Source organism: Brevibacterium ihuae (genome assembly GCF_900184225.1).
Lineage (GTDB): Bacteria > Actinomycetota > Actinomycetes > Actinomycetales > Brevibacteriaceae > Brevibacterium > Brevibacterium ihuae.
Genome location: NZ_FXWZ01000002.1, coordinates 1 through 25,047, shown reverse-complemented (window position 1 = coordinate 25,047; position 25,047 = coordinate 1). Strand labels below are relative to the sequence as shown.

The following is a 25,047-nucleotide window of genomic DNA, read 5'->3' as shown; positions in this document are numbered from 1 at the left end:
GACTCGATCCTATCAGGTGGGGGCGGCTGTCGGTCAGCGCCGGTGGGGCAGGGCGTCGGCGGCGTACACGTCGAGGAGCTCCCCGGCGAGGTACCCGTGGCCGCTGATGTCGACGACCCGGCGCTTGGCGGCGATGCCGGCGGTCCCGCGGGCGGCCGGCGAGTCGGAGTAGTGGGCGATCGCCGCGAGCAGCCCGGCGGTGTCGTCGGTGTCGACGTGGACGGCCGAGTCGCCCCAGGCGCGCGCACCGCGGGCGGAGCCGAGGTGGACGACCGGACGGGCGAGCTGCATGATCCCCTCGGGTCCGATCGCCGACATCCGGTCCCCCGCGATGACGATGTCGGCACCGGCGACCACATCGACGGTCGCGACGACGTCGGCGAGGATGATGTCCTTCCGGCGGGTGACGAACTCGTCGTGGATGGTCTGGCGCAGCCGGCCGGAACCGGTGAAGACCGTGGCCCAGCGCCGATCCGGACGGTGATCGGAGAGCTCGACGGCCGCCTCGACGGCGGTGGTGAGCGCGGGGTGGTCGGTGAGCTCGAGCGGCACCGCGACGACGACGGTGCCGGCGCGCACGCCGAGCGCCTCGCGGATCTGGGCGCGCGAGCGGACGGGTTCGTAGACGGTGCGGACGTCGGGGTTGAGCAGCCGGGCCCGGGACACGACGGGGACGTCCTCGGCGAAGTGCTCGACGACGGGCTCGGTGGTGCCGAGCACGACGGCCGCGGTGCGCGCGACGATCGCGGCGTCCGCGGCGGCGAAGGGGCTGCGGGGGTCGAACCGGCCGACGGTCGCGACGAGCGCGGGGCGCAGGCGCGCGGGCAGTCCGGTCATGCCGAGGCCGGCGACCGCGGCGGGGTGGAGGCCGTGGGCGTGGACGACGTCGACGTGGCGGTAGTACCGGTGGAGGGTGTGGGCGCGCCCGGGATCGCCGGGCCGCGGACCGGTGCGCACGTCGACGTCGAGATGGACGAGGTTCGGGTCGTCGGCAGGGAGGTCGAGGGCATCGAGCACGCGGCGGCGCGCGGCCACCCCGACCTTGAAACCGGCCTGGAGATGGCTGCGGATCGCGAGCACGGCGACCTCGCCGATGACCCCGTCGGTCTCGGCGAGCACATGGAGGATCCGGGCGTCCGCCGGCAGGACGGGGACCTCGGGGGCGTGCCCCGGTGCCTGGGGGTCCGGGGCGGCGGTCGGCGCGGTCGTGCTCATGGGAGTCCTCACGTTCGGATGGTGTGCGTTTCAGCCTACCGCCGGTCCTGGGCGAGGACGGCGCGGTAGTGGTGGACGAGGGTGTCGGCGACCTCGGGCTCGCGCGGGAGGTCGACGGCGGCGAGGGCGGCCGCACGGCCGTACCGCGAGCGCTCGGCGGGGTCGCCGAGGAGGCGGTCGAGGGCGGCGGCGAGGGCAGGGGCGTCGTCCGGCGGGACGAGGATGCCGGCGTCGCCGAGTAGCCCGGGCACCCCGCCCACGGCGGTGGCGACGATCGCGCGGCCGGCCATCATCGCCTCCTGCACGACGAGCGCACGGGCCTCCCAGCGGCTCGACAGAACGAACACATCCGCGGCCTGGTTGAGGGCGACGATGTCGGAGCGCTGGCCGAGGAAGCGGACGGGCAGCCGCTTCTGCGCGACGATCTCCTCGAGCGCGGCGAGCTCCGCGGCGTCGGCGCTGCCGGCGATGAGCAGGTGGGCCTCCGGATGGTCGGCGGTGACCCGGGAGAACGCGTCGAGGAGCAGATGATAGTTCTTCTGCGGCGCGATGCGCCCGACGGCGAGCACGAGCACCGAGCCGCGCGGCAGCCCGAGCTCCTGGATCTTCTGGGAGCGCAGGAGGGCGATGTTGACGTCCTCGGTGAATTGGGCGTCGGGAGCGGCGACCGGGCCGAGCACGGCGGAACGGGAGCCGCATGCGCGGGCGCGCAGCACGAGGTCCTCGCTCGCACCCACGGTGAGGTCGGCGCGGCGGGCGACGAAACGCTCGACGGCCTTCTCCGCGATCCCGCGCACGCCGGTGCCGGCGGCCTGGTTGTGCCAGGTGACGACGGAGCGGGGGCGCTCGGTGCGGCGGATCCGGGCGAGCGCGGCGAGCGCGACCGCGCCGGAGCGGAACCCGTGGGCGTGGACGATGTCGGCGCTGAAGGTGACGATGAGCCGGCTCAGCCGGCCGAGAGCGGCGGAGTCGCGCGGCCCGATCGACGTGCCGAGCTCGAGCGGAGCGAAGCGCACGCCCGGATGGGACGTGAAGCCGAAGTGCTCCTCCGTGGCAGCGGGTCCGATGATGCCGACGGAGTGTCCGGCGGCCGCGTACTCGCGGGCGAGCGCGGCGACGTGGGTGCCGACGCCGCCGGTGGAGGTCGCGAGGACGAGGAGGATCCGCAGCGGGCGCTCCTGCGCCGCGCCGTGCGTGTCCCGTGCCGATCCGGCGATCCCGGTCACCGCTCCTCCTTCTCGTCGTCCTCGGTCCCCAGCCTATCCAATCCCGGCGGCGGATTCGCACCGGCGGGGCGGTCGCCGCCGACCCGGTTCACCCCGCGGCCGGACCCCGGTCGTCATCGGCGCCGCGGGAGGCGGTGAGCCGCAGACCGTCGCGGAGCAGGTCCCGGTCGAACGCGAAGAGGCCCGCCCCGAGGACGGCGAGGCCCGCGAGGGCGGAGAGCACCCCGGCGAACACCGGGCCGAGGGTCTCCGGCAGCCCGGCGAAGGCCGCGAGGAGGAGGTGCGAGAGCCACGCGGCGCCTGCGGCGGCGACCGCCGCGAGGACGAGCGTGCGGAGCGCCCCGCCGGGGGCTTCGCGCAGCGCGGCGGGCCCCGCGGCGCGCCGGATGAAGACGACGAGGAGGACGCCCGCGACGATCATCCCGACGGCGTGCCCGGCGCACACGAGGAGGAGGGTCGCCTCGCCCGCGGTGAGCGTCGCGGGGCCCGCGGTGAGGGCGGGCAGCCCGAGCGCCCCGAGCGCGACGGTGCCGGCGACGAGGATCCACCCCGTCGTCGTGCCGATCGCCGCGAAGCGCGAATGCTCGAGCGCGTAGAACACGCGGGAGGCCCACGCCACCATGCACCAGCCCGGAACCGCGAGGGCGATGAGCACGATGCCTGCGGCCATCGCCCCGAAGGGCACGTCCGGGTTCTGCCCGGCGGCGTCGAAGGAGGAGAAGAACGCGGCGAGCGGGGCGGCGGCGGCGACGAGGACGACGGCGCCGGCGAAGCCGACCCGGATGATCATCCCGGTGGTCGTCGCGACCGTGCCCGCGACCTCCTCCGCACCGCGGGCGACTTGCCGGCTGAGCGTCGGGAACACGACGGTGGCGATCGGCACCGCGAGCACCGCATAGGGCAGGAGGTAGACGGCCTGGATGTAGCTGAAGACGACGAACACGCCGGTGCCGCCCACGTGGTTCGACACCCGCAGCACGAGGAGGACAGCGATCTGCTGGGCGAGGAGCGCGGACATGCCCGCGGTGGCGAGGCGGCCTGCCCGGGGGGCCACGCCGGCGGGGAAGCGCCAGACCGGCCGCAGCCGGACGCCGGTGCGCGCGGCGGGCAGGGCGAGCGGCAGGGCGAGCATCGCCACCCCGGCGGTGGTCCCCCAGCCGAGCAGGGCGAGGGGCCCGGGGCCGGCGGCCTCGGGATCGGTCGCTACCGCTCCGTAGGCGAGGTAGGTCGCGATGACGACGAGGCTCGAGAGGAGCGGCATGAACGCCGGCCAGAGGAACCGCCGGTGGGCCTGGAGCACTCCGGTGAGGACCGCGCCGATCGCGTAGAGGACGAGCTGCGGGGCGAACATGAGGAGGAAGTCCCCGGCGTAGGCCCCGGCCGCGGTGTCCGGCGGCACGAAGAACCCCGCGATCTGCCGGTGCAGCACCGCGACGAGCACCGCGAGCGGCAGGGTGAGGGTGATCGACCAGGTCAGCAGCGCCGAGGCGATGCGCGACACCGTGCGCGGGTCCGCCCGGGCGATCGGTGCGGCGAGCAGCGGTACGACGGCGCCGGCGAGCGCTCCGCCGGCGACGACCTCGTAGAGGATGTTCGGCACCTGATTGGCGGTCTGGTAGGCGGTGCCGACCGCACCGGCGCCGACCGTCGGGGAGAACACGAGCCAGCGGGCGAACCCGACGAGGCGCGAGAGCAGGGTGATGACCGAGACCGCGAGCGCCGCGCTCGCGAGCAGCCGGATCCAGCGGGAGGTCACGGGCCGGGGTCGGCGGGGCGGCGGCCCCAGGCATCGAGCTCGCGGAGTCCCGGCGTGGCCTCGATGACGCGGGTGAACGACACCTTCTCGCTCGCCAGCGTGAGGGCGACGAGGAGGGCCAGGGTGCCCAGCAGCTCTCCGCGCCCGGCCTGCAGGGCGGTCCGGACGCCGAGCGCGGCGCCGAGCGCGTTCGCCCCGGTGTCGCCGAGCATCGTCCGCCCGGCGAGGTCGTCGGGCGCGGTTGCGGCCGCGGTGCCGAGGATGCCGCCGCCGAGGAGCGCGGCCGACCCGGAGCCGACGGGCCCGAGCGCGACTGCGATCACACCGGCCTTGAGGGCGCGGCCGGGCCGCAGGTCGAGGAGATTGAGGAGGTTCGCGGAGCCGGCGACGACGCCGCCGGCGAGCACGGTGTCGACGCAGCGGCCGAGGAGCCGCGAGCCGAGCAGCGGCGCAGGGTCCCGGGCGACGGCGGCGGCGAGGAGGGAGACGGCGGGGATGCCGAGCACCTTGAGGCCGCCGGTGGTGATCTCCCCGCGGGCCAGTGCGCTCAGGTGTCCGCGCAGGCCCTTCGCGGAGCCGGTCTCGAGGACGTCGTCGACCCATCCGAGCAGGCCGGCGGCCGCGGTGGTGCTCACCGCGGCGAACCGGTCACGGGGGCGGGCCGCGGCGAGCGCGACCGCGGTGAGGCCGGCGGCGACGGCGGGACCCTCGATGAGGGAGACGGTCGCGCCCGAGTGGTTGGGGCGGTCGAGCCGGCCCTGCGGGTCGAGCACGGGACGGCCGGCGGCGACCGCGCGGGCGGTCCCGAATCCGATGGCGCCGCCGACGGCGGCGAGCACGAGGCGCCCGATCATCCCCCGGCTCCCGGGATGACCGCCTGCGCGCTGTCGGCGAACCCGAACGCCCCGGGCTCGCCGGTGAGGGCCTGCTCGACGGCGAGGGTCGTGATGATCGGTCCGGCGGTGAGCTCGAGGCCGTCGGCGGTGGTGATGCCGGAGTCGTCGGAGCGCAGCGCGGCGAGGAGTCCGCGCTCGGCCGAGTCGAGCGATCCGGCGACGACGGTCGGCGCGTCCTGCGCGAGCGCGGCGGCGAGCGCGGCCTCGGCGGTGCCGGTCTCGCCCTGCGGCGGGGCCGTCGATTCCGTGGCCTGCGCCGCGGCATCGGTCTCCGCGGCGACCGGGGCGATGAGCACGATCGCGGTCGCGGGAGCGTACTCGCCGCCGGTGAGCCGTCCGTCGCCGGAGAACGCGGCGATGACCTCGGCGGCCTGGTCCGCGGTGTAGGTGGTGGGTCCGGCGGGGGTTCCGGCCTCGGTCGGCTCGCCGGTCGGAGCGGTCTCGGACCCGGCCTGCGCCTCGTCGCCGGGTGCCTCCGCCTCCGTCGCCCCGGCGGTGAGGGCGCGGGCGAGCGCGGCGGTGAGGGCCTCCGCCCCGCCTTCGGGCAGGGTCGGGTCGATCCCCTGGAGGGTCTCGAGCAGCTCGCCGGCGCCCTTGGGATCGAGCGCGGTCTCCGCGAGGGACAGCTGGACCGCGACCTCGGCGCCGGCCTGGGTGACGCGCTCCTCGAGGGAGGCGGCGGCGTCGGCGTCGGCTCCCGGGGCGCTGACGAGCGCGACGCTCTCGCCGCTGAGCGAATCGGCGAGCAGATCGGGCGCGGAGGCGGTGACGTACTCGTTGAGCTCGTCGATCGTCGCGCGGGCCTCGTCGACCTCGGTGCGGAGGCTGTCGCGGTCGGTGCGGAGCGCCTCGACCTGGCTCTGCAGGGAGTCGCCGATCGGCTGCTGGAGGGGGCCGGCGCCGAGCACGATCCCCACGGCGAGCGCGAGGAACACCGAGATCAGCGAGACGAGGTGGTACCGGAAATCGATCACAGAGGAACTCTTCCTGTGAGGAGAGGGGCGAGCCCCCGGGCGGCGACGTCGGCGGCCGGGTCCGCGCCGAACAGGCCCTGGAACCAGCGTGCGATGCCGTCGAACTGCGCGGCGATGAGGCCGAGGAACGTCTGCCCGGCCGCGGTCGCGGACATCGCGACGATGACGGCGAGCAGACCGGCGAGCGCGAGGAGCCACAGCTGGGAGTTGGAGATCCGCTGCCGGTAGAGCAGGGACACGCCCTTCGCGTCGACGAGCTTCGAGCCCACGCGGAGACGGGTGAGGAACGTCGAGGCCATGCCGCGCCGGCCCTTGTCGAGGAACTCGATGACGGTGTCGTGGGTGCCCACGGCGACGATGAGCTGGGCGCCCTTGTCGTCGGCGAGGAGCATCGCGATGTCCTCCGAGGTGCCCGAGGCGGGGAACAGCACGCATTCGAGGTCGAGCGCCTGGAGGCGCTCGACGCCGGGGGCGCGGCCGTCCCGGTAGGCGTGGACGACGAGCTCCGCGCCCGAGGTGAGCGCGGCATCGGACACCGAGTCCATGTCGCCGACGATCATGTCCGGGGTGTGCCCGGCCTCGAGGATCGCGTCGGCGCCGCCGTCGACCCCGATGAGGATCGGCCGGTACTCGCGGATGTAGGGCTTGAGCATCGCGAGGTCCTCCTTGTAGTGGTACCCGCGCACCACGATGAGGGCCTGTCGATCGGTGAAGTCGGTGCGGACGTGCGGGACGACGATCTCCTCGTCGAGCAGGTCCGAGTCCTTGCGGATGTACTCGATGGTGTTCTCGACGAAGTCGACGAGGACGGTGCTCATCCCCGCCTCGGCGTCCTTCATCGAGCGCTCGATGCGGCTGAGTGTCTGCACCTGGCCGGTCGCGACGATCTCCTCGCCGCGCCGGAGCTCGCCGTCGTGGAGGGTGAGCTCCTCCCCCTCGGTGACCGCCTCGAGCACGCCGTCGCCGGCGCCGTCGACGAGCGGGATCCCGGCTTCGACGATGATCCGGGGGCCGAGGTTGGGGTACCGGCCGGAGATCGAGTGCTCGCAGTTGACGACCGCGGCCGGTCGGCAGGCGACGAGAGCCTCGGCGGACACCCGGTCGATGTCGGAGTGGCTGATCACCGCGATCTCGCCGGGCTGCAGGCGCTTGGTCAGGTCCTTGGTGCGCGGATCCGCACGCACCTTGGCGGGTCCGACGAGGGTGTCGGTGGGGATGGTCTCTCGACCCTTGCGCAGTCTCATGGTCCACTCATTCTGACACGCCGCCCGGTCCGAACCCGGCTTTCTCCGCGCGTGCGGTGTCGAGCAGCTCCGCGGCGTGCTCGCGTGCGCTGTCGGAGTCGGACATGCCGCCGAGCATCCGGGCGAGCTCGGTGAGACGGCCGTCGCGGTCGAGAGCGCGCACCCCCGACACCGCGCCCGCCGCGGCATCGTCCTTGACGATCGTCAGGTGCTGGTCGGCCCACGCGGCGACCTGGGCGAGGTGGGTGACGACGATGACCTGGGAGCGCCGGGCGAGGAGAGCCAGGCGGCGGCCGATCTCGATCGCGGCCCGGCCGCCGACCCCGGCGTCGACCTCGTCGAACACGAAGGTCGGGAACGCGGTGCGGGCGGCCTTGACGACCTCGATCGCGAGCATCACGCGCGAGAGCTCGCCGCCGGAGGCGAGCTTCCCGATGTCACCGGGCGCCGCGGCGTCATGGGCGGTGAAGAGCATCCGGACGGTGTCGGCACCGAGCGCATGCGGCTCCGCCGGCGCGATCTCGAAGCCGATCCGCGCCCGCGGCATGGACAGCGCCGCGAGCTCCGCGGCGACGGCGGAGGAGAACTCCGCGGCGGCGTGCTCGCGGGCCGCGCGGAGCGCGGAGCCGGTGCGCTCGACCTCGGCGCCGGCCGCCGCGACGCGGGCGTCCATGTCCGCGAGCGAGCTCTCCGAGCCCTCGAGCTCGAGGAGCTCGGCGCCGGCGCGCCGTTCGAAGTCGAGGACGGCCTCGACGTCGGGGCCGAACGCGGACAGCGAGCCGAGCTCGGCACGGCGGGCCTCGGCGTCCTCGAGCGACATCGCACCGAGGTCCTCGAACTCCTCGAGGTAGCCGGAGAGCTCCGCGGCGGTGTCGGAGACGCGCAGGGCGGCGTCGGTGACGGCGGCGGCGAGCGGGCTCAGGGTGTCGTCGGTGGCGGCGGCGCGGGACACCTCGGCGGCGGCCCGGTTGATGAGGTCGGCGGCGTTGGCCGTCTCCTCCCAGTCGCTCCCGACGAGCAGGTCGTGGGCTGCGGAGACGGCGGAGGTGAGGTCCTCGGCCGCGCCGAGGCGGGCCGCGAGAGCGGAGAGCTCGGCGTCCTCACCGGGCTGCGGCCGGATCCGGTCGATCGTCTCGAGGCTCGTGGTGAGGAAGGCGATCCGCTCGGCACGCTCCGTCGCGGTGGCCTGCAGCCGGGCGTGCTCCGCGGTGACGTCCCGCCAGGCGGCGTAGGCGGTGCGGTACTCGTCGAGCGCCGCGGCCACCGGCGGCCCGCCCGCGGTGTCGAGGAGCTCGCGCTGGGTCGCGGCCTGCCGCAGGGTCATCTGCTCGGACTGGCCGTGCATGCTCACGAGGCCGGCACCGGCGTCCCGGAGCACGCCGAGCGGCACGGTGCGCCCGCCCGCAGTGGCGCGCGCCCGGCCGGTGCGCGGGATGATGCGGGCGAGGATCGCCTCGTCCTCGGCCTCTCCCCCGGCCTCGACGATCCGGGCGGCGACCGCGGGATCGGTCCCGGAGAGGTCGAACACGCCTTCGACCGCGGCGCGCTCGGCCTCGGCGCGGACCACGTGCGTCTCCGCGCGGGCACCGGTGAGCAGGTCGAGGGCGGTGACGAACATCGTCTTCCCGGCGCCGGTCTCCCCCGAGACGACGGTGAGGCCGGGTGACAGCTCGACGTCGGCGGCGGGGATCACGCCGAGGTTCTCGAGGTGCAGCGAGACGATCACTGCGGGTTCCTCACCGGTCCCCTCCAGCCGGTGACCGGGAGCTGGAACTTCGCCACCAGCCGGTCGGTGAAGGGACTCGTGTTGAGACGGGCGAGCGCGACCGGGGTCTGCGAGCGGGCGGCCTCGATGCGGGCGCCGGGCGGGATGTCGATCTCGCGCCGGCCGTCGCACCACAGGACGGCGCCGACCCCCGGGGCGGACGGGAGGAACTCGACGCCGAGGCGGGCGGCCGGGGACACGACGAGCGGCTTGGCGAACAGCGCGTGGGCGCTGATCGGGACCATGAGGAGCGCTTCGACGTCGGGCCACACGATGGGACCGCCGGCGGAGAAGCCGTAGGCGGTGGAGCCGGTCGGGGTGGCGAGGATGACGCCGTCGCACCCGAAGCTCGACACCGGCCGGGAATCGACCCCGAGCACGAGGTCGATCATCCGGCAGTCCTCGCTCTTCTCGATCGTCGCCTCGTTGAGGGCCCACGTGCGGTGGATGACGGCGTCGCGGTCGTACACGGTGATGTCGAGCGCCATCCGCTCCTCGACGGTGTAGTCGCGGGCGGAGGCGCGATGGACGGCCTCGGCGAGGTCCTCGCGCTCGCTCTCGGCGAGGAAGCCGACGTGACCGAGGTTGACGCCCATGATCGGCACCCCGGAGTGGTGGAAGCGCTCGGCGGCCTTGAGGATCGTGCCGTCGCCTCCGAGCACCATGACGAGCTCGCAGCCGCGCGCGAGGCAGTCGAGCTCGTTGTCGGGGACGACCTCGATCGCGGTCTCCGGCACTCCGGTGTAGGCGACGAGCGACCGGTACTCGGATTCGAGCATGACCGGGCGGATGCCGTCGCCGTCGAGGGTCCGGCACACGTGGAGCGCGGCGGAGCGGGCGTCGCCGCGATGCGGGTGGAGGACGACGACGATCGTGCGGGTCACGTCTGCTCCTCACTCATGCGGCGGCGGATGTCGGCCGCCTCGACCCGGGGCCGCGGCGGCGCTGAGGACGATCCTACCGACAGCGGGGCGCGAACACACACGAAGTACTCCCGGTTGCCGGCCGGTCCGGGCAGTCGCGAGGGGGCCCAGTCGTGGACCTCGGCGCCGAGTTCGGCGAGCGCCTCGACCACGCCGATGACCGCCTCCGCGCGCTCCTCCGAACGGTGGACGACCCCGTGCCGGTCGAGGGCGGCGCGGCTGCGCTCGAACTGCGGCTTGACCATGAGGAGGAGCAGTCCGCCCGGGCGCGTCACCGCGAGGAGGGGGCCGACGAGGAGGGTGAGCGAGATGAAGGAGACGTCGGCGACGACGAGGTCGACGGCGGCGTCGGGAGCGAGCCACGCCGGTTCGAGAGCGCGGAGGTTGTGCCCCTCGAGAGAGTGGACGCGCCGGTCGGCGCGGAGCTCGGGGGCGAGCTGGTCGTGACCGACGTCGATCGCGTGGACCCGCCGGGCACCGCGGGCCAGGAGGACCTGGGTGAAGCCGCCGGTCGAGGCGCCGGCGTCGAGGCATACCGCTCCGGCGGGGGCCTCCCCGAGGTCGAGATCCTCGAGCGCCCCGAGGAGCTTGTGGGCGCTGCGGGCGACCCAGGGGTCGGCGGCCCGGATCTCGAGTGCGTTCCCCGAGTGGACGGGGTGCGAGGGCTTCGTCACGACCGCGCCGTCGACGGTGACCCGCCCGGCGGCGATCTCGCGGGCGGCGCGGGTGCGGGAGCGGGCGAGGCCGCGCTCGACGAGCGCGGTGTCGAGGCGGATCGCGGGCGGGCCGCTCACAGGGAGCGGAGCCCCTGCTCGAGGTCGGCGAGCAGGTCCTCGGCGGCGGCGAGCGAGGCGGCAGGTTCGAGATCCGCGAGGCGATCGAGAGCGTCCTGCCAGCCCGCAGTGTCGAGGCGGCCGGCGGCCTGCGCGGGGTTCGGCACCGCGCCGGGCGACGGGATCGGCTGCGGTGCGGTGCCGGGGGTGTGCTCAGCCATCGGCCCTCCGGGGGAACGCGGGATCGAGCGCGAGCTCGGTGTCGGCGGGCAGCGCGGCGAGGAGCCCGAGAGCGGCGTTCGCCGCGTCGACGGGCGGACCGGAGGCGCGCAGCGTGCCGCCGTCGAGCCTGACCGCGCCCTCGCCGCACGTCGCGCGCGCCGCGTCCGGATCCGTGCTCACCCGCGGTGCGGGTTCGAGGAGGGCGGTGAGGTCGGCGATGACCCGGTCCGGCCGGTGCTCGACCGGTGCGGAGAGCGCATCGCGGATGTCGTGGATCCCGGTGAGGACGAGGGCGGAGGCGTACCCGGCCGCGCGCGCTCCGGCGATGTCGGTGTCGAGCCGGTCGCCGATCATGAGCGGGCGGGTCCCGCCGATCGACTGCGCGGCGGACTCGAGCATGAGCGCGGCGGGCTTCCCGGTGACCCGGGGTTCGCGCCCGGTGGTGTCGGCGACGATGCGGACGAAGGCCCCGTTGCCGGGCAGCAGCCCGCGCTCCGTCGGCATGGTGAGATCGCGGTTGGTCGCCCACCAGTCGACACCGGCGGCCACCGCGACGCACGCCTCGGCGATGTCGTGCCACGAGATGTCCCGGAAGAAGCCCTGGACGACGGCGTCGGGGTCGTCCGCGGCGGAGTCGACGACGGTGAAGCCGGCCTCGTCGACGAGCGAGCGCAGTGCCGGACTGCCGACGACGAGGATGCGGGACCCGGCGCCGATCTCCGCGGCCATCGCGCGGGCGGCGACGAGCGCCGAGGTCGTGACGAGCTCGGGCCGGGAGGGCAGTCCGAGCTCGACGAGGTGATCGGAGATCTCCGCGGCACCGCGCGAGGCGTTGTTCGTGACGAAGCCGAACGGGATGTCGCGCTCGCCGAGCGCGGTGAGCGCCTCGACCGCTCCCGGCACGGCGTGCGGTCCCGCGTAGACGACCCCGTCGAGGTCGAGGAGCACCGAATCGAACCCGGTGTCCGCACCGGGGGCGGTGTCCGGATCCGTGGGGGCGGGCGTGGGCTGCGAGGAAGGCGTGCTCATCAGAGATCGAACAGCGGAGCGGTCATCTCGTCGTCCTCGTCCTGACGGCGCCGCTGCTCGTCCTTCTCGTCCTCGGCGTCCGCGGGCTCGGACGCGCCCGCGGATGCGTCACTGGACTCGGGCACGGGAGCGGGTTCAGGAGCGGGCTCGTCGGTCGACTCGGGTTCGACCACGGAGACGGGCTCGGGCTCGGGAGCAGGTTCGGCCACCGACTCGCGCTCGGGAGCGACGTCCGGCGCCGAGGCGCTCTCGGGTTCGGCGTCATCGGCACCGATGCCGGCCTCGGCGAGGATCTCGTCGACCTCGGCCTCGACCTCGTCCCGGAAGCTCTGCGGGGCCGCGGCGAGGTCGTCATCGCCCATCGGCTCCGCGGCGTCCTCCTCGGACCCGGGATCCTCCGGCCCGGCATCCTCGGACCCGGCCTGCTCCGGCTCGCCGTCCTCCGGCTCGTCCTCGATCGCCTCGATGGTGATGATCTCGACACCCGCGTTGGGGTCGGGCTCCTCGTCGCCGAAGAACGTGTTCGTCGCCCTCGCGGTGCGGCGGGCGAGCTCCTCGTACTTGTCCGCGGTCTCCGGCTCGCCGTCGATCCGGAGGATGTCGGCGTACGCCGACATCAGGCGCACCGTCGCCCCGGAGGCGCTGCCGGTGAAGCTCTGCTCCTCGAGGAGCGCGCGGGCGGCCCGGATGTCGCCCGCGTCGGTGTGCGCGCCGGCGGCGACGATCATGAGCTCGGTCCAGAGCTCCGGCGGGACGTCCGCAGCGTCGACCTCGGCGATGAGCTCGAGCGCCTTCGCGGGCCTGCCGCGGCCGCGCTCGGCATCGGCGAGGAGTGCGAGGTTGTCGGTCGACCCGGTGATCCGGCGGTGGGTGCGCAGCTCGCGCACCGCTTCGTCGTACTTCTCGAGCTGGTAGGCGACGAGGCCCATGGCCTCGCGGACGGCGCCGACGCGACCGGCCCGGGAGACGGCGAACCTCGCGTGGGCGTAAGCGGCCTCGGGGTCGACGTCGAGCAGTTCGTCGCGGCGGTCCGCCCGCCGATCGTCGCGGTGCGGCCTCCCGTGGCGGGGTCCGCCGCGCTGATCATCGCGCCGGAAGTCGCGTCCGCGGTCGTCACGGCGATCGCTCCGACGGTCATCGCGGCGATCATCCCGTCGGAAGTCCCGGCCCCCGCCGTCACGGCGGGGACGCCTCTCGTCCCACCGGTCGTCCCTGCGATCGTCACGTCGGGGATCACGGCTGCGATCGTCGCGGCGGTCACCGCGCGAGAACTCGCGTCGATCGTCCCGGCCCCGGGCGTCCCCACGGGGACGCCGATCGTCGCGGCGGTCACCTCGGCGATCGTCGCGGCGGAAGTCCCGGCCCTCGCCGTCACGCCGGGGGCGGCGGTCTCCCCCGCCTCCCTGTCGGCGATCGTCACGCCGGTCATCGCGCCGGAAGCCCCGATCGCGGTCATCGCGGCGGTCGTCCCGGCGGAAGTCGCGCCCCGCCCCGTCACGGCGCGGACGGCGGTCTCCTCCGTCGTCCCGACGGCGGTCATCGCGTCGGAAGTCCCGGCCCTCGCCGTCACGCCGGGGGCGGCGGTCTCCCCCGCCTGCCTGCCTGCGATCGTCACGCCGGTCATCGCGGCGGAAATCGCGACCGCGGTCGTCTCCGCGTGCTCGCCCGCCGCTCTGCCGACGGTCCCCGGCGGGCCGATCGTCGCGGCTGAAGTCCCGACCCCGGTGCTCCCGTCGACCTCCCTCGTCCCCGCCGGCGCCTCGGCGCGCGGAACGGTATGAGCTGTCCTCAGGATTCGACACGGTGCTCCCTATGCAGATGTGGGTGGGGTGATCCGTCCCAGTCTAGACCCGCACTCGAGGCACCCGAGAATTCACCTGCGGGTCATGTCGCGCTCCCCTCACCCCCATTCCGTCTTCCTAGTCTCGGAGAGCCGTCGATCCGTCGACGGCACGCGCGCCGGCCCCGGTCGGCCATCGCCCACGCCCGCTCTCCCGAAAGGACCCCATGCGCCGCGCACTCACCTCCGGAGGCCTCGTCGCCGCCCTCGTCGGCCTCGGTGCCCTCGCCCCCGCTGTCACCGTCCAGGCGGCGAGCCCGCGAGCCGACGGCGCGATCGAGTACTCGTCCGCGAACCCGGTGCTCACCCTGGACCCGGTGGGAACCCACCGCACCGGCCTGTTCGACGAGAGCGCAGCGGAGATCGTCGCCCACTACGCCGCGCAGCAGCAGACGCTCGTCGTCAACGCCGCCGCCGGGACGGTGAATGTGCTCGATTCGAGCGATCCCGCCGATCCCCGCGCCCTGTTCGAACTCGAAACGGTCGGCATGGAGTCAGCCGATGGCTCGACCGTCGAGGCGGGCGGCATCGCCAATTCCGTGGCGGTCCGCGAGGACGGCCTCGCGGCGGTCGCCGTCGAGCACCCGACGAAGACCGAGGCCGGCTGGATCGCGTTCTTCGACCTGTCCGGGGAGGAGCCGGCGCCGCTCGGCGCGGTCCGCACCGGGGCGCTGCCGGACTCGGTCGTCCTCTCCCCCGCCGGGGACTACGCCGTCGTCGCCAACGAGGGCGAGCCGGCCGAGGACTATTCCGTCGACCCGGAGGGGTCGGTCGGCGTCATCGCACTGCCCGATGCGCTCGAGGCCCCGGGGCAGGATGCGGTCCGACTCGCGGGCTTCCGGGCGTTCGAGGGCGATGCGCTGCCCGACGGCGTCCGGATCTTCGGCGGCCGGGAGGACGCGGGGACCGGCACACCGGAGTTCCCCGTGTCGGAGAACCTCGAACCGGAGTACGGGACGGTGATCGGCGACCGCGCCTACGTCTCGCTCCAGGAGGCGAACGCGATCGCCGTCGTCGATCTCGCCTCGGCCTCGGTCGAGCGTCTCCTCCCGCTCGGCACCCAGGACCTCTCCGCGGTCGACACCGATGTCTCCGATCGGGACGGCGGGATCGGTTTCGACACCTGGCCGGTGCAGACATTCATGATGCCCGACACGCTCAAGTCGGTGTCGATCGGCGGCAGCGACTACCTGCTCACCGCGAACGAGGGCGATTCCCGCGACTGGGACGGCTACTCCGAGGAGATCCGGGTCAAGGATTTCGGCACGGACGGCGTCGCCCCGCTGTGCGAGTCCGTCGCGGCGGAGGCCGGGATGAGCATCGAGGAGCTCCAGCGGGACGAGGACCTCGGACGGCTCAAGGCGACCGCGGCGAACGGGCTCAGCGCCGACGGCTCGTGCTACGAGCAGATCCACGGCTTCGGCGGCCGCTCGTTCTCGATCCTCGACACCGAGGGGAACGTCGTGTTCGACTCCCGGGACGAGTTCGAGAAGATCACCGCGGAGGCCGTTCCGGACTTCTTCAACTCCGACAACACCGAATCGAGCTTCGACGACCGCTCCGACGACAAGGGCCCCGAGCCCGAGGCGATCGAGGTCGGGTCCATCGGTGAGAAGACCTTCGCCTTCATCGGTCTCGAGCGGGTGGGCGGTGTCATGGTCTACGACATCACCCGGCCGGACGACGCGGAGTTCGTCACCTACTTCAACAACCGGAACTTCGGGGTGGAGGACCTCGGTGCCGACCTCGACGCGGCCGGCGATTCCGGGCCGGAGAGCATCGTCTTCGTCCCGGCCGCCCAGATGGAGACCCCCGCCGAGGGCGTGGCCGGCATGCTCGTCATCGGCAACGAGGTGACGGGCACGACGACCTTCTACCACGTGAAGAGCGACCTCGCCGAGGATCGGCCCGGCGACGACCCGAGCGCCCCCGGGACCGAGCAGCCGAGCACCGGACCTACTCCGACGGACGACCCGGCTCCGACCGGTTCCCCGACGGACGGCGCGGAGCCGACTGCGACGCCGACGAGCACGCAGGCCCCGGCTCCGGGTCCCGACGGCGGTTCCGATGACGACTCCGACGATCGGGCAGGCGGCGGACCGCTGCCGCGCACCGGCACGGACGCGGCGATCCTCGCCGGGATCGGCGCTCTCCTCGCAGCCATCGGCGCCGCAGCCGTCTGGCTCACCCGCCGCGCCCGTTCCTGACCCAGACCTCGAGTTCCGAAGGTTCCTGAGAGCGGGGCACGGGGCGAGGAGCGCACCGCCTCCAGCGAACTGCGCGGTATCCGAAACTGAGCGCGCAATTGTGCGCTCGGTTCGGGATACCGCGCAGTCGGGTGAGGTCCTGCAGTCAGCCGGCGTCGAAGGCGTGGGCGAGGGCCTGCCAGGCGGCGTCGAGGTCGCTGCCGGGCGGGAACCGGCCGTCGACCTCGAGGATCGCGAGCCCGTGGGCCGCCGCCCACAGCGCCTGCGCCCGCACCGGGTCCCCCGTGGCCTCGAAGAATGGTGTGCCCGCCCACTCCTCGAGCCCGGGCGGGAGTGCTGAGCGGTCGAGCGGACCGGTGGTGGCGAGTCGGTAGAGCTCGGCGGAGCCGCTCGCACTGCTCCGGTACTCGGTGAGCAGGGCACCGACCGCCGACTCCTCGCCTTCCACGGCGGCGCTGCGCACCGCCTCCCAGCAGCGCGTGCCGATCTCGATGAAGGCGTCGGTGAGGAGGAGGGTGCGCAGCTCCTCCTTGCCGGAGAGATGCTTGTAGAGCGAGGGCGCGCGGATCCCGAGGTCGTCGGCGAGGATGCGCGTCGACAGCGCCTCCCACCCGGCGTCCTCGACGAGGACCCGGGCGCGGGCGACGATCGCATCGACGCGCGCGGTCCGCTCCGGAATGACCGGCGGATCGGAGGACGGGGCCGGAGCGTCCGACGTGGTGGCCTCCTCTGGATCCATGGTCACGGCCGGGACTGCTGCAGCTGCGCGGCACGTTCGCCGATCGCGGTGTTGACCGCGACGAACTCCGGCTCCATCGCCCTGAGCATGCCGGTGGTCCACGGCACGAGGGCGCCGACGAAGGTCTCCTCCTGCGTCAGACGGGTGCCGCCGTCGGGGAGCGGTGAGAGGACGAAGGAGTGGGTGCCGTCGACGAGCCCGGGGACCGCCGTGCTGCCGCGCCACGTGAGCTCGCGGCCGGGATCGGCGACGAGGACGCGCGGCGTGAAGCGCATGGTGCCGTCACCGAACACCACGGTGTTGTCGAGGCGCTCCCCCTCCGCGACGGTGCCGCTGCTCTCGATGATCGAAGGGTTCCACTCGTGGTAGGCAGAGGTGTCGGCGAGCACGGCCCACACCTCTGCCGGAGATGCCGCGAGGTCCGTGGTCGCGGTGACGCGTACGGGGCGCAGGGCCCCGTGAACGAACGACCCGGCGACGATGCAGACGATGGTGGCGACGATGACGGTGATGATCTGTCCGGGATTCATGATGCCCCCTGGGCTGGATGCGAATGCAGCTAACACTGTTACCTTAGCGTGCGGCTAACACTGTTAGCAATACCTGTGAGCACTCGATTCCAGCAGGTTTCCGACACTGGATCCGCCGTTCTCCGCACGGTCGCGGCCCGCCCGCGCGGAGCATTGCCTCCCCGATCGGATGGGAAGAGGGGGCGGCGCGCGGGTTCAGGGAGCGAGGTCGGCGAGGATCTCCGCGGCCGAGGCGCGCCTGCAGTGCGCGTATCCCGTCCCCGCCCAGGCGTTGATGCCGTCGGGGTCGGTTGCCGCCGCCCGAAGTGGGCTGGTGAGGAAGTGGACCTCGGGGTAACCGATAACGGAGTGCCGGTTCATCCGCTCGATGAAGGCGTTGCGCAGTCCGCGGGCCGGGCGGCCGGAGAACACCCGGGTGACGACGGTCTCGGTGGAGCGCCCAGCTTCGAGCGCCTGCCGGTGGAGCGGTCTGGTGCCGGCCTCCGCGGCGAGGAGGAACGCGGTGCCCGCCTGCGCCGCATGCGCGCCGGCCTCGAGCACGCGAGCCACGTCAGCGCGCGTCGCGAGTCCTCCGGCGGCGATGAGCGGCACGGACGTGAGACCGCGCACGGCATCGAAGAGTGCCTCGAGTGGCAGCTCGGAGGGTTCGGCCCGCTGGTCGTGCTGGGCGCGGTGCCCACCGGCCAGCGGTCCCTGGAGCACGAGAGCGTCGGGGTCGAGCGCCAGGGCCGCCTGCGCCTCGGCGACGGTCGTCGCGTTGAGCACGACCGCACTCCCGGCCTCCTGCAGCGCGTGGACGTGCTCCGCGGTGGGGAGTCCGAAGGTGAAGGACACGACGGGGACGGGGTCGGCGAGGAGCTCCTCGAGCTTCGCGCCGTACTCGTCGTCGCCGGCGGGTCGGACCTCGGGGGCCGGGACTCCGAGCTCTGCGGCGAAAGGGCGGAGCGCGCGGGCGTAGGCGTCGAGGTCGCCCGGGGCAGACGGGTGCACCTCCGGCACGAAGACGTTCATCGCGAAGGGGCGGTCAGTGAGACGGCGGACCGCGGCGATCTCGTCGACCATGTCCGCTGCGGTGCGGTAGCCGGCGGCGAGCGAACCGAGTCCGCCGGCGCGGCTCACCGCGGCGACGAGCGCCGGGGTCGAGGGTCCGCCGGCCATCGGCGCCTGGATGATCGGGTGGGTGAGGTCGGTGAGGCGGAATGTCATGAGCGGAGTCCTTCGAGGTAGGCGGGGAGTGCGTCCTGGATGTCGCCGCGGATGACTTCGTCGGCGGCGGAGTCGAACGGGGTCGGCTCCGCGTTGACGATGACTCCGGCGGCGCCGAACTCGAGTGCGAGCGGGAACAGGGAAGCGACCGGTTGCACGAACAGGCTGGTGCCGACGGCGATCATGATGTCGCAGGATTCCGCGGCGGAGGTGGCGGCGTCGATGACGTCTGCGTCGAGCATCTCCTCGAACAGGATCGTCGTGGCGCGGATGATGCCGCCGCACATCGGGCACGGCGGATCCTCCTCCCCCGCACGGACCCGATCGATCATCTCTGCCATCGGACCGGCCGCCCGGCAGTACTCACAGCGCCACCGGCGCACGTTGCCGTGGACCTCGTGGACGAGTTCGGGGCTCGAGCCGGCGGCCTGATGGAGGCCGTCGATGTTCTGCGTGATGATGCCGGAGATCTGCCCGGAACCCTCGAGCTCGGCGATCGCACGGTGTGCCGGGGTGGGTTCGACGTCCCAGACGGCCGAGGCGGCACGCAGCTGCCAGGCGCGCTTCCGGATCTCCGGGTCGCGCAGGTACCAGGAGAGAGTGGAGGTCTTCTCGGCCTCGGAGTCCCTGGTCCACACCCCCTGGGGCCCGCGGAAGTCGGGAATGCCGGCTCCGGTGCTGATCCCGGCGCCGGTGAGGAACGTGATCAACGGTTGAGTGCTCATGCATCCATTGTCGCCCGAGTCCGGGGTCGCTGCCCAGGCGTGCAGCGCAGGATGCGGGCGAAGCCCGAGGGCCCCATTGAACGAGAGAAGGCACACCCGGGCGTGGGTGCGCCTGAGGCAAGGCCCCCGAGCTCGGGGTCTCTTATCGGTGGGCGGTGCTTCGTGGGTGAATGAGAGAAGGCACACCCCGACCGGGGTGTGCTAGGTGGTGAATGGGCGAAGGCCCCGGAACACTGGGTTTCGGGGCCTTCGCTCGTGAAGAATATTGCGGCGGTGTCTTACTCTCCCACACCCTGTCGAGTGCAGTACCATCAGCGCTGGCAGGCTTAGCTTCCGGGTTCGGAATGGGACCGGGCGTTTCCCTGCCGCTATGACCACCGCAAAACTATGGGGAACACGGCGGGCGTGTTCGTTCTGCGGAACCCCCGACACGTGGTGGGGGGTGTCGTATGTGTGGACGCGAGCGTGTCTCCACCCGGCCGGCTTACCGGCGGGGTGGTGTGTGCACAGTGATGGTGTGTGTGCTTGTGTTACCCGACCCGAACACACCCGGAAATAGGGTGGTGGGTGAGTGATCGGCGTATTAGTACCAGTCAGCTCCACGCATTGCTGCGTTTCCACATCTGGCCTATCAACCCCATAGTCTGTAGGGCGCCTCAATGGAAATCTCATCTTGAAGCAGGCTTCCCGCTTAGATGCTTTCAGCGGTTATCCTTTCCGAACGTAGCCAACCAGCCATGCACCTGGCGGTACAACTGGCACACCAGAGGTTCGTCCGTCCCGGTCCTCTCGTACTAAGGACAGCCCTTCTCAAATTTCCTACGCACGCAGCGGATAGGGACCGAACTGTCTCACGACGTTCTAAACCCAGCTCGCGTACCGCTTTAATGGGCGAACAGCCCAACCCTTGGGACCGACTACAGCCCCAGGATGCGACGAGCCGACATCGAGGTGCCAAACCATGCCGTCGATATGGACTCTTGGGCAAGATCAGCCTGTTATCCCCGAGGTACCTTTTATCCGTTGAGCGACCGCGATTCCACAATCCACGGCCGGGTCACTAGTCCCAGCTTTCGCTCCTGCTCGACACGTCCGTCTCACAGTCAAGCTCCCTTGTGCACTTACACTCGACACCTGATTGCCAACCAGGCTGAGGGAACCTTTGGGCGCCTCCGTTACTCTTTGGGAGGCAACCGCCCCAGTTAAACTACCCATCAGGCACTGTCCCTGAACCCGATCAGGGTCCGAAGTTAAGGAATCCACTATGGCCAGAGTGGTATTTCAACGATGACTCCACACACACTGGCGTGCATGCTTCACAGTCTCCCACCTATCCTACACAAGCCACACCGAACACCAATACCAAACTGTAGTGAAGGTCTCGGGGTCTTTCCGTCCTGCTGCGCGTAACGAGCATCTTTACTCGTAGTGCAATTTCGCCGAGTTCGTGGTTGAGACAGTGGAGAAGTCGTTACGCCATTCGTGCAGGTCGGAACTTACCCGACAAGGAATTTCGCTACCTTAGGATGGTTATAGTTACCACCGCCGTTTACTGGGGCTTAAATTCTCCGCTTCGAACCGAAGTTCTAACAGGTCCTCTTAACCTTCCAGCACCGGGCAGGCGTCAGTCCGTATACATCGTCTTACAACTTCGCACGGACCTGTGTTTTTAGTAAACAGTCGCTTCTCCCTGGTCTCTGCGGCCACCACCAGCTCCGAGAAGCATGTTCTCATCACCGGGATGGCCCCCCTTCTCCCGAAGTTACGGGGGCATTTTGCCGAGTTCCTTAACCACGATTCTCTCGATCGCCTTAGTATTCTCTACCTGACCACCTGAGTCGGTAATAGGGTACGGGCGGCTAGAACCTCACGTCGATGCTTTTCTCGGCAGCATAGGATCACCGGATCACCCACCAGATGTGGGTGCCCATCAGCTCTCAGGCACATGACAGACGGATTTACCTACCTGTCGCCCTACGACCTTAGACCACGACAACCATCGCGCGGCCCGGCTACCTTCCTGCGTCACACCTGTTAACACGCTTACCTACTACACATTCAGGTCCCACCCTCAACCGTGCACCCGTCCCGAAGGACAGGAGACAGTCTCGGCCGGTTAGTATCACATGCCTCGGTATTGGCGGTTCTTCGCCGGTACGGGAATATCAACCCGTTGTCCATCGACTACGCCTGTCGGCCTCGCCTTAGGTCCCGACTTACCCAGGGCGGATTAGCCTAGCCCTGGAACCCTTGGTCATCCGGCGGACGGGTTTCTCACCCGTCTTTCGCTACTCATGCCTGCATTCTCACTCGTATAGCCTCCACCACTGGATCACTCCGCAGCTTCACCGGCCACACGACGCTCCCCTACCCAATACCACAACTCAACCAACCGGACATGCCGGCGGCTCATCACACGTGGTATTGCCACAACTTCGGCGGTGTACTTAAGCCCCGCTACATTATCGGCGCGGAATCACTTGACCAGTGAGCTATTACGCACTCTTTCAAGGGTGGCTGCTTCTAAGCCAACCTCCTGGTTGTCTTCGCAACTCCACATCCTTTCCCACTGAGCACACGCTTAGGGGCCTTAGTTGGTGGTCTGGGCTGTTTCCCTCTCGACTACGAAGCTTATCCCCCGCAGTCTCACTGCCACGCTTACACTTACCGGCATTCGGAGTTTGGCTGACGTCAGTAACCCGGTGGGGCCCATCAGCCATCCAGTAGCTCTACCTCCGGCAAGCAACACGCAACGCTGCACCTAAATGCATTTCGGGGAGAACCAGCTATCACAGAGTTTGATTGGCCTTTCACCCCTAACCACAGGTCATCCCCTCCATTTTCAACTGAAGTGGGTGCGGGCCTCCACACGCTCTTACACGTGCTTCACCCTGCCCATGGCTAGATCACTCCGCTTCGGGTCTAGGACACGCGACTGGGACGCCCTATTCGGACTCGCTTTCGCTACGGCTTCCCCACCAGGGTTAACCTCGCCACGCACCGCTAACTCGCAGGCTCATTCTTCAAAAGGCACGCCATCACCCCGAAAGGCTCTGACGGCTTGTAAGCACATGGTTTCAGGTACTATTTCACTCCCCTCCCGGGGTACTTTTCACCATTCCCTCACGGTACTCTCCGCTATCGGTCATCAGGGAGTATTTAGCCTTACCAGGTGGTCCTGGCAGATTCACACGGGATTACACGAGTCCCGTCCTACTCGGGAACCATCACACACAGCCGGCACACGTTTCGTCTACGGGACTCTCACCCACTCCGGTCAGGCTTCCCAACCTGTTCGACTACACACACCACAACCATGCCCAGGGAATGCAGACCCCGGACGGATAGCCCCACAACACCGCACATGCAACGCCTGCACGCTTGACACACACACGGTTTAGGCTCTTCCGCTTTCGCTCGCCACTACTCACGGAATCATTCTTATTTTCTCTTCCTGTGGGTACTGAGATGTTTCACTTCCCCACGTTCCCCCCACACACCCTATATATTCAGATGCGGGTCACGACACATGACATGTCGCGGGGTTCCCCCATTCGGACACCCTCGGATCACCGTTCGTTTACCAACTCCCCGAGGCTTATCGCAGGTTACAACGTCCTTCATCGGCTCCTGATGCCAAGGCATCCACCATGCGCTCTTGAACACTCACACACACCCCCACGCAGCCGAAACCACGCACCGGGCGCATCCGAGTCGGATAACACAAGAAACACAACAACAAAATCACACAGAACACCCCACACACATATGCGCGCAGGATGTCCAGATACTCGCGTCCACTATACGATTCTCAAACAACCAGCAGACCCCACCCCGCACACCGACCCGAAGGCCGGCACGGCAGCAGGACCGCCATCCACAGAAAAACACCCACCCACAAACGTGGGGGCCTGTTCTCCCAGGACCCAACAGCGTGTCCGTCCCCCACCCACCAGCAGCACACAGGCCACCGACAGGCAGGCACCACCCCCAGGACCCGAAGACCCCGAAGGCAGCAGTTCTTATGATGTTCCACCCATGAGCAACCACCCCGCACACACATGGCACGGGCATGGCAACACTGAAATGTGTTCGCTCCTTAGAAAGGAGGTGATCCAGCCGCACCTTCCGGTACGGCTACCTTGTTACGACTTAGTCCCAATCACCAGTCCCACCTTCGACGGCTCCCCCCACAAGGGTTAGGCCACCGGCTTCGGGTGTTACCGACTTTCGTGACTTGACGGGCGGTGTGTACAAGGCCCGGGAACGTATTCACCGCAGCGTTGCTGATCTGCGATTACTAGCGACTCCGACTTCACGTAGTCGAGTTGCAGACTACGATCCGAACTGAGACCGGCTTTCTGGGATTCGCTCCGCCTCACGACATCGCAACCCTCTGTACCGACCATTGTAGCATGCGTGAAGCCCAAGACATAAAGGGCATGATGATTTGACGTCATCCCCACCTTCCTCCGAGTTGACCCCGGCAGTCTCCTATGAGTTCCCACCATCACGTGCTGGCAACATAGAACGAGGGTTGCGCTCGTTGCGGGACTTAACCCAACATCTCACGACACGAGCTGACGACAACCATGCACCACCTGTACACCAGCCCAAAGGGCTGAACCATCTCTGGCACATTCCGGTGTATGTCAAGCCTTGGTAAGGTTCTTCGCGTTGCATCGAATTAATCCGCATGCTCCGCCGCTTGTGCGGGCCCCCGTCAATTCCTTTGAGTTTTAGCCTTGCGGCCGTACTTCCCAGGCGGGGCACTTAATGCGTTAGCTACGGCGCGGAATCCGTGGAATGGACCCCACACCTAGTGCCCAACGTTTACGGCATGGACTACCAGGGTATCTAATCCTGTTCGCTCCCCATGCTTTCGCTCCTCAGCGTCAGTTACAGCCCAGAGTCCCGCCTTCGCCACCGGTGTTCCTCCTGATATCTGCGCATTTCACCGCTACACCAGGAATTCCAGACTCCCCTACTGCACTCTAGTTCGCCCGTACCCACTGCACGCGCAAGGTTGAGCCTTGCGTTTCCACAGCAGACGCGACAAACCACCTACGAGCTCTTTACGCCCAATAATTCCGGACAACGCTTGTACCCTACGTATTACCGCGGCTGCTGGCACGTAGTTAGCCGGTACTTCTTCTGCAGGTACCGTCACCCGAAGGCTTCTTCCCTACTGAAAGAGGTTTACAACCCGAAGGCCGTCATCCCCCACGCGGCGTCGCTGCATCAGGGTTTCCCCCATTGTGCAATATTCCCCACTGCTGCCTCCCGTAGGAGTCTGGGCCGTGTCTCAGTCCCAGTGTGGCCGGTCGCCCTCTCAGGCCGGCTACCCGTCGTCGCCTTGGTAGGCCATCACCCCACCAACAAGCTGATAGGCCGCGAGCCCATCCCCAACCGAAAAACTTTCCACCACCACTCCATGCGGAGAATGGTCATATCCGGTATTAGACCCAGTTTCCCAGGCTTATCCCAGAGTCAGGGGCAGGTTACTCACGTGTTACTCACCCGTTCGCCACTCATCCACCCACAGCAAGCTGCAGGCTTCAGCGTTCGACTTGCATGTGTTAAGCACGCCGCCAGCGTTCGTCCTGAGCCAGGATCAAACTCTCCATAAGAAAAATACAATCCCAGCCAAAAGAAAAAGACAGAGAAACAAAACAAAATTCTGCTACTCCACCAAATTTTCAATCAACCAGTAAAACAAAAAACTGGCATCACAAAAACAAACAAACACGCTATTGAGTTCTCAAAGAACAGACGCA

General features: G+C 69.8%; 18 protein-coding genes and 3 rRNA genes. 2 read left to right on the top strand and 19 right to left on the bottom strand.

All coding sequences use genetic code 11. The features are described 5' to 3' along the window. Window positions 1-33: 33 nt before the first annotated feature. The 12 genes from C1A17_RS00110 to C1A17_RS00060 form a co-directional block, all read right to left on the bottom strand. A complete protein-coding gene (locus C1A17_RS00110) occupies window positions 34-1,215 on the bottom strand; it encodes a glycosyltransferase family protein (protein ID WP_245873327.1) in 1,182 nt (393 codons plus the stop codon). Between the two features lie 35 nt (window positions 1,216-1,250). Then, entirely contained in the window at window positions 1,251-2,441 is a 1,191-nt protein-coding gene (locus C1A17_RS00105) for a glycosyltransferase family 4 protein (RefSeq protein ID WP_101649582.1), read from the bottom strand. 88 nt (window positions 2,442-2,529) lie between these two features. After that, the gene (murJ, locus tag C1A17_RS00100) at window positions 2,530-4,197 is read right to left on the bottom strand and encodes a murein biosynthesis integral membrane protein MurJ (RefSeq protein WP_180953167.1); all 1,668 of its coding nucleotides are present in this window, start codon (window positions 4,195-4,197) and stop codon (window positions 2,530-2,532) included. Then, a complete protein-coding gene (locus tag C1A17_RS14000; protein WP_146000560.1) occupies window positions 4,194-5,051 on the bottom strand; it encodes a hypothetical protein in 858 nt (285 codons plus the stop codon). The genes murJ and C1A17_RS14000 overlap by 4 nt, the downstream gene beginning before the upstream one ends. Next, the gene (locus C1A17_RS00095) at window positions 5,048-6,067 is read right to left on the bottom strand and encodes a copper transporter (protein WP_180953166.1); all 1,020 of its coding nucleotides are present in this window, start codon (window positions 6,065-6,067) and stop codon (window positions 5,048-5,050) included. The genes C1A17_RS14000 and C1A17_RS00095 overlap by 4 nt, the downstream gene beginning before the upstream one ends. Further along, on the bottom strand, window positions 6,064-7,311 hold the full coding sequence (gene steA, locus C1A17_RS00090; protein WP_101649576.1) for a putative cytokinetic ring protein SteA: 1,248 nt from the start codon (window positions 7,309-7,311) through the stop codon (window positions 6,064-6,066). Before steA ends, C1A17_RS00095 begins: the two co-directional genes overlap by 4 nt. 7 nt (window positions 7,312-7,318) lie before the next feature. Next, window positions 7,319-9,037 (bottom strand): DNA repair protein RecN, encoded by a 1,719-nt coding sequence (gene recN / locus C1A17_RS00085; protein WP_101649574.1) that lies wholly within the window; start codon window positions 9,035-9,037, stop codon window positions 7,319-7,321. Continuing rightward, window positions 9,034-9,960, bottom strand: a complete 927-nt coding sequence (locus C1A17_RS00080) for an NAD kinase (RefSeq protein WP_101649572.1) — start codon at window positions 9,958-9,960, stop codon at window positions 9,034-9,036. The genes recN and C1A17_RS00080 overlap by 4 nt, the downstream gene beginning before the upstream one ends. Then, window positions 9,957-10,793, bottom strand: a complete 837-nt coding sequence (locus C1A17_RS00075) for a TlyA family RNA methyltransferase (protein WP_219618223.1) — start codon at window positions 10,791-10,793, stop codon at window positions 9,957-9,959. The genes C1A17_RS00080 and C1A17_RS00075 overlap by 4 nt, the downstream gene beginning before the upstream one ends. Beyond that, on the bottom strand, window positions 10,790-10,993 hold the full coding sequence (locus C1A17_RS00070) for a hypothetical protein (protein WP_101649570.1): 204 nt from the start codon (window positions 10,991-10,993) through the stop codon (window positions 10,790-10,792). Before C1A17_RS00070 ends, C1A17_RS00075 begins: the two co-directional genes overlap by 4 nt. Next, window positions 10,986-12,023, bottom strand: coding sequence for an HAD-IIA family hydrolase (locus C1A17_RS00065; RefSeq protein ID WP_101649568.1), 1,038 nt, complete (start codon window positions 12,021-12,023; stop codon window positions 10,986-10,988). Before C1A17_RS00065 ends, C1A17_RS00070 begins: the two co-directional genes overlap by 8 nt. Continuing rightward, window positions 12,023-12,952 carry a hypothetical protein gene (locus C1A17_RS00060; RefSeq protein ID WP_101649566.1) on the bottom strand — a complete coding sequence of 310 codons (930 nt, stop codon included), beginning with the start codon at window positions 12,950-12,952 and terminating at the stop codon, window positions 12,023-12,025. The genes C1A17_RS00065 and C1A17_RS00060 overlap by 1 nt, the downstream gene beginning before the upstream one ends. A gap of 51 nt (window positions 12,953-13,003) precedes the next feature. Between C1A17_RS00060 and C1A17_RS00055 the strand changes: the two genes are divergently transcribed. Then, complete coding sequence (locus tag C1A17_RS00055; protein ID WP_146000559.1) at window positions 13,004-13,804, top strand: hypothetical protein; 801 nt, start codon at window positions 13,004-13,006, stop codon at window positions 13,802-13,804. A gap of 226 nt (window positions 13,805-14,030) precedes the next feature. After that, entirely contained in the window at window positions 14,031-16,070 is a 2,040-nt protein-coding gene (locus C1A17_RS00050; RefSeq protein ID WP_101649562.1) for a choice-of-anchor I family protein, read from the top strand. A gap of 145 nt (window positions 16,071-16,215) precedes the next feature. Here the strand turns inward: C1A17_RS00050 and C1A17_RS00045 are convergent, their stop codons facing one another. The 7 genes from C1A17_RS00045 to C1A17_RS00015 form a co-directional block, all read right to left on the bottom strand. Further along, a complete protein-coding gene (locus C1A17_RS00045) occupies window positions 16,216-16,809 on the bottom strand; it encodes a TetR/AcrR family transcriptional regulator (protein WP_101649560.1) in 594 nt (197 codons plus the stop codon). A 2-nt stretch (window positions 16,810-16,811) separates the two neighbouring features. Further along, window positions 16,812-17,339, bottom strand: coding sequence for an SRPBCC domain-containing protein (locus tag C1A17_RS00040; RefSeq protein ID WP_101649558.1), 528 nt, complete (start codon window positions 17,337-17,339; stop codon window positions 16,812-16,814). Between the two features lie 195 nt (window positions 17,340-17,534). Continuing rightward, entirely contained in the window at window positions 17,535-18,545 is a 1,011-nt protein-coding gene (locus tag C1A17_RS00035; RefSeq protein ID WP_101649556.1) for an NAD(P)H-dependent flavin oxidoreductase, read from the bottom strand. Further along, window positions 18,542-19,270 (bottom strand): SIR2 family NAD-dependent protein deacylase, encoded by a 729-nt coding sequence (locus tag C1A17_RS00030; protein WP_101649554.1) that lies wholly within the window; start codon window positions 19,268-19,270, stop codon window positions 18,542-18,544. Before C1A17_RS00030 ends, C1A17_RS00035 begins: the two co-directional genes overlap by 4 nt. 265 nt (window positions 19,271-19,535) lie before the next feature. Beyond that, window positions 19,536-19,652, bottom strand: a 5S ribosomal RNA gene (gene rrf, locus C1A17_RS00025). Between the two features lie 181 nt (window positions 19,653-19,833). Beyond that, a 23S ribosomal RNA gene (locus C1A17_RS00020) occupies window positions 19,834-22,942 on the bottom strand. 431 nt (window positions 22,943-23,373) lie between these two features. Further along, window positions 23,374-24,900: ribosomal RNA gene (locus tag C1A17_RS00015) — 16S ribosomal RNA — on the bottom strand. The 16S, 23S and 5S rRNA genes sit together here, the layout of an rRNA operon. Window positions 24,901-25,047: the final 147 nt, after the last annotated feature.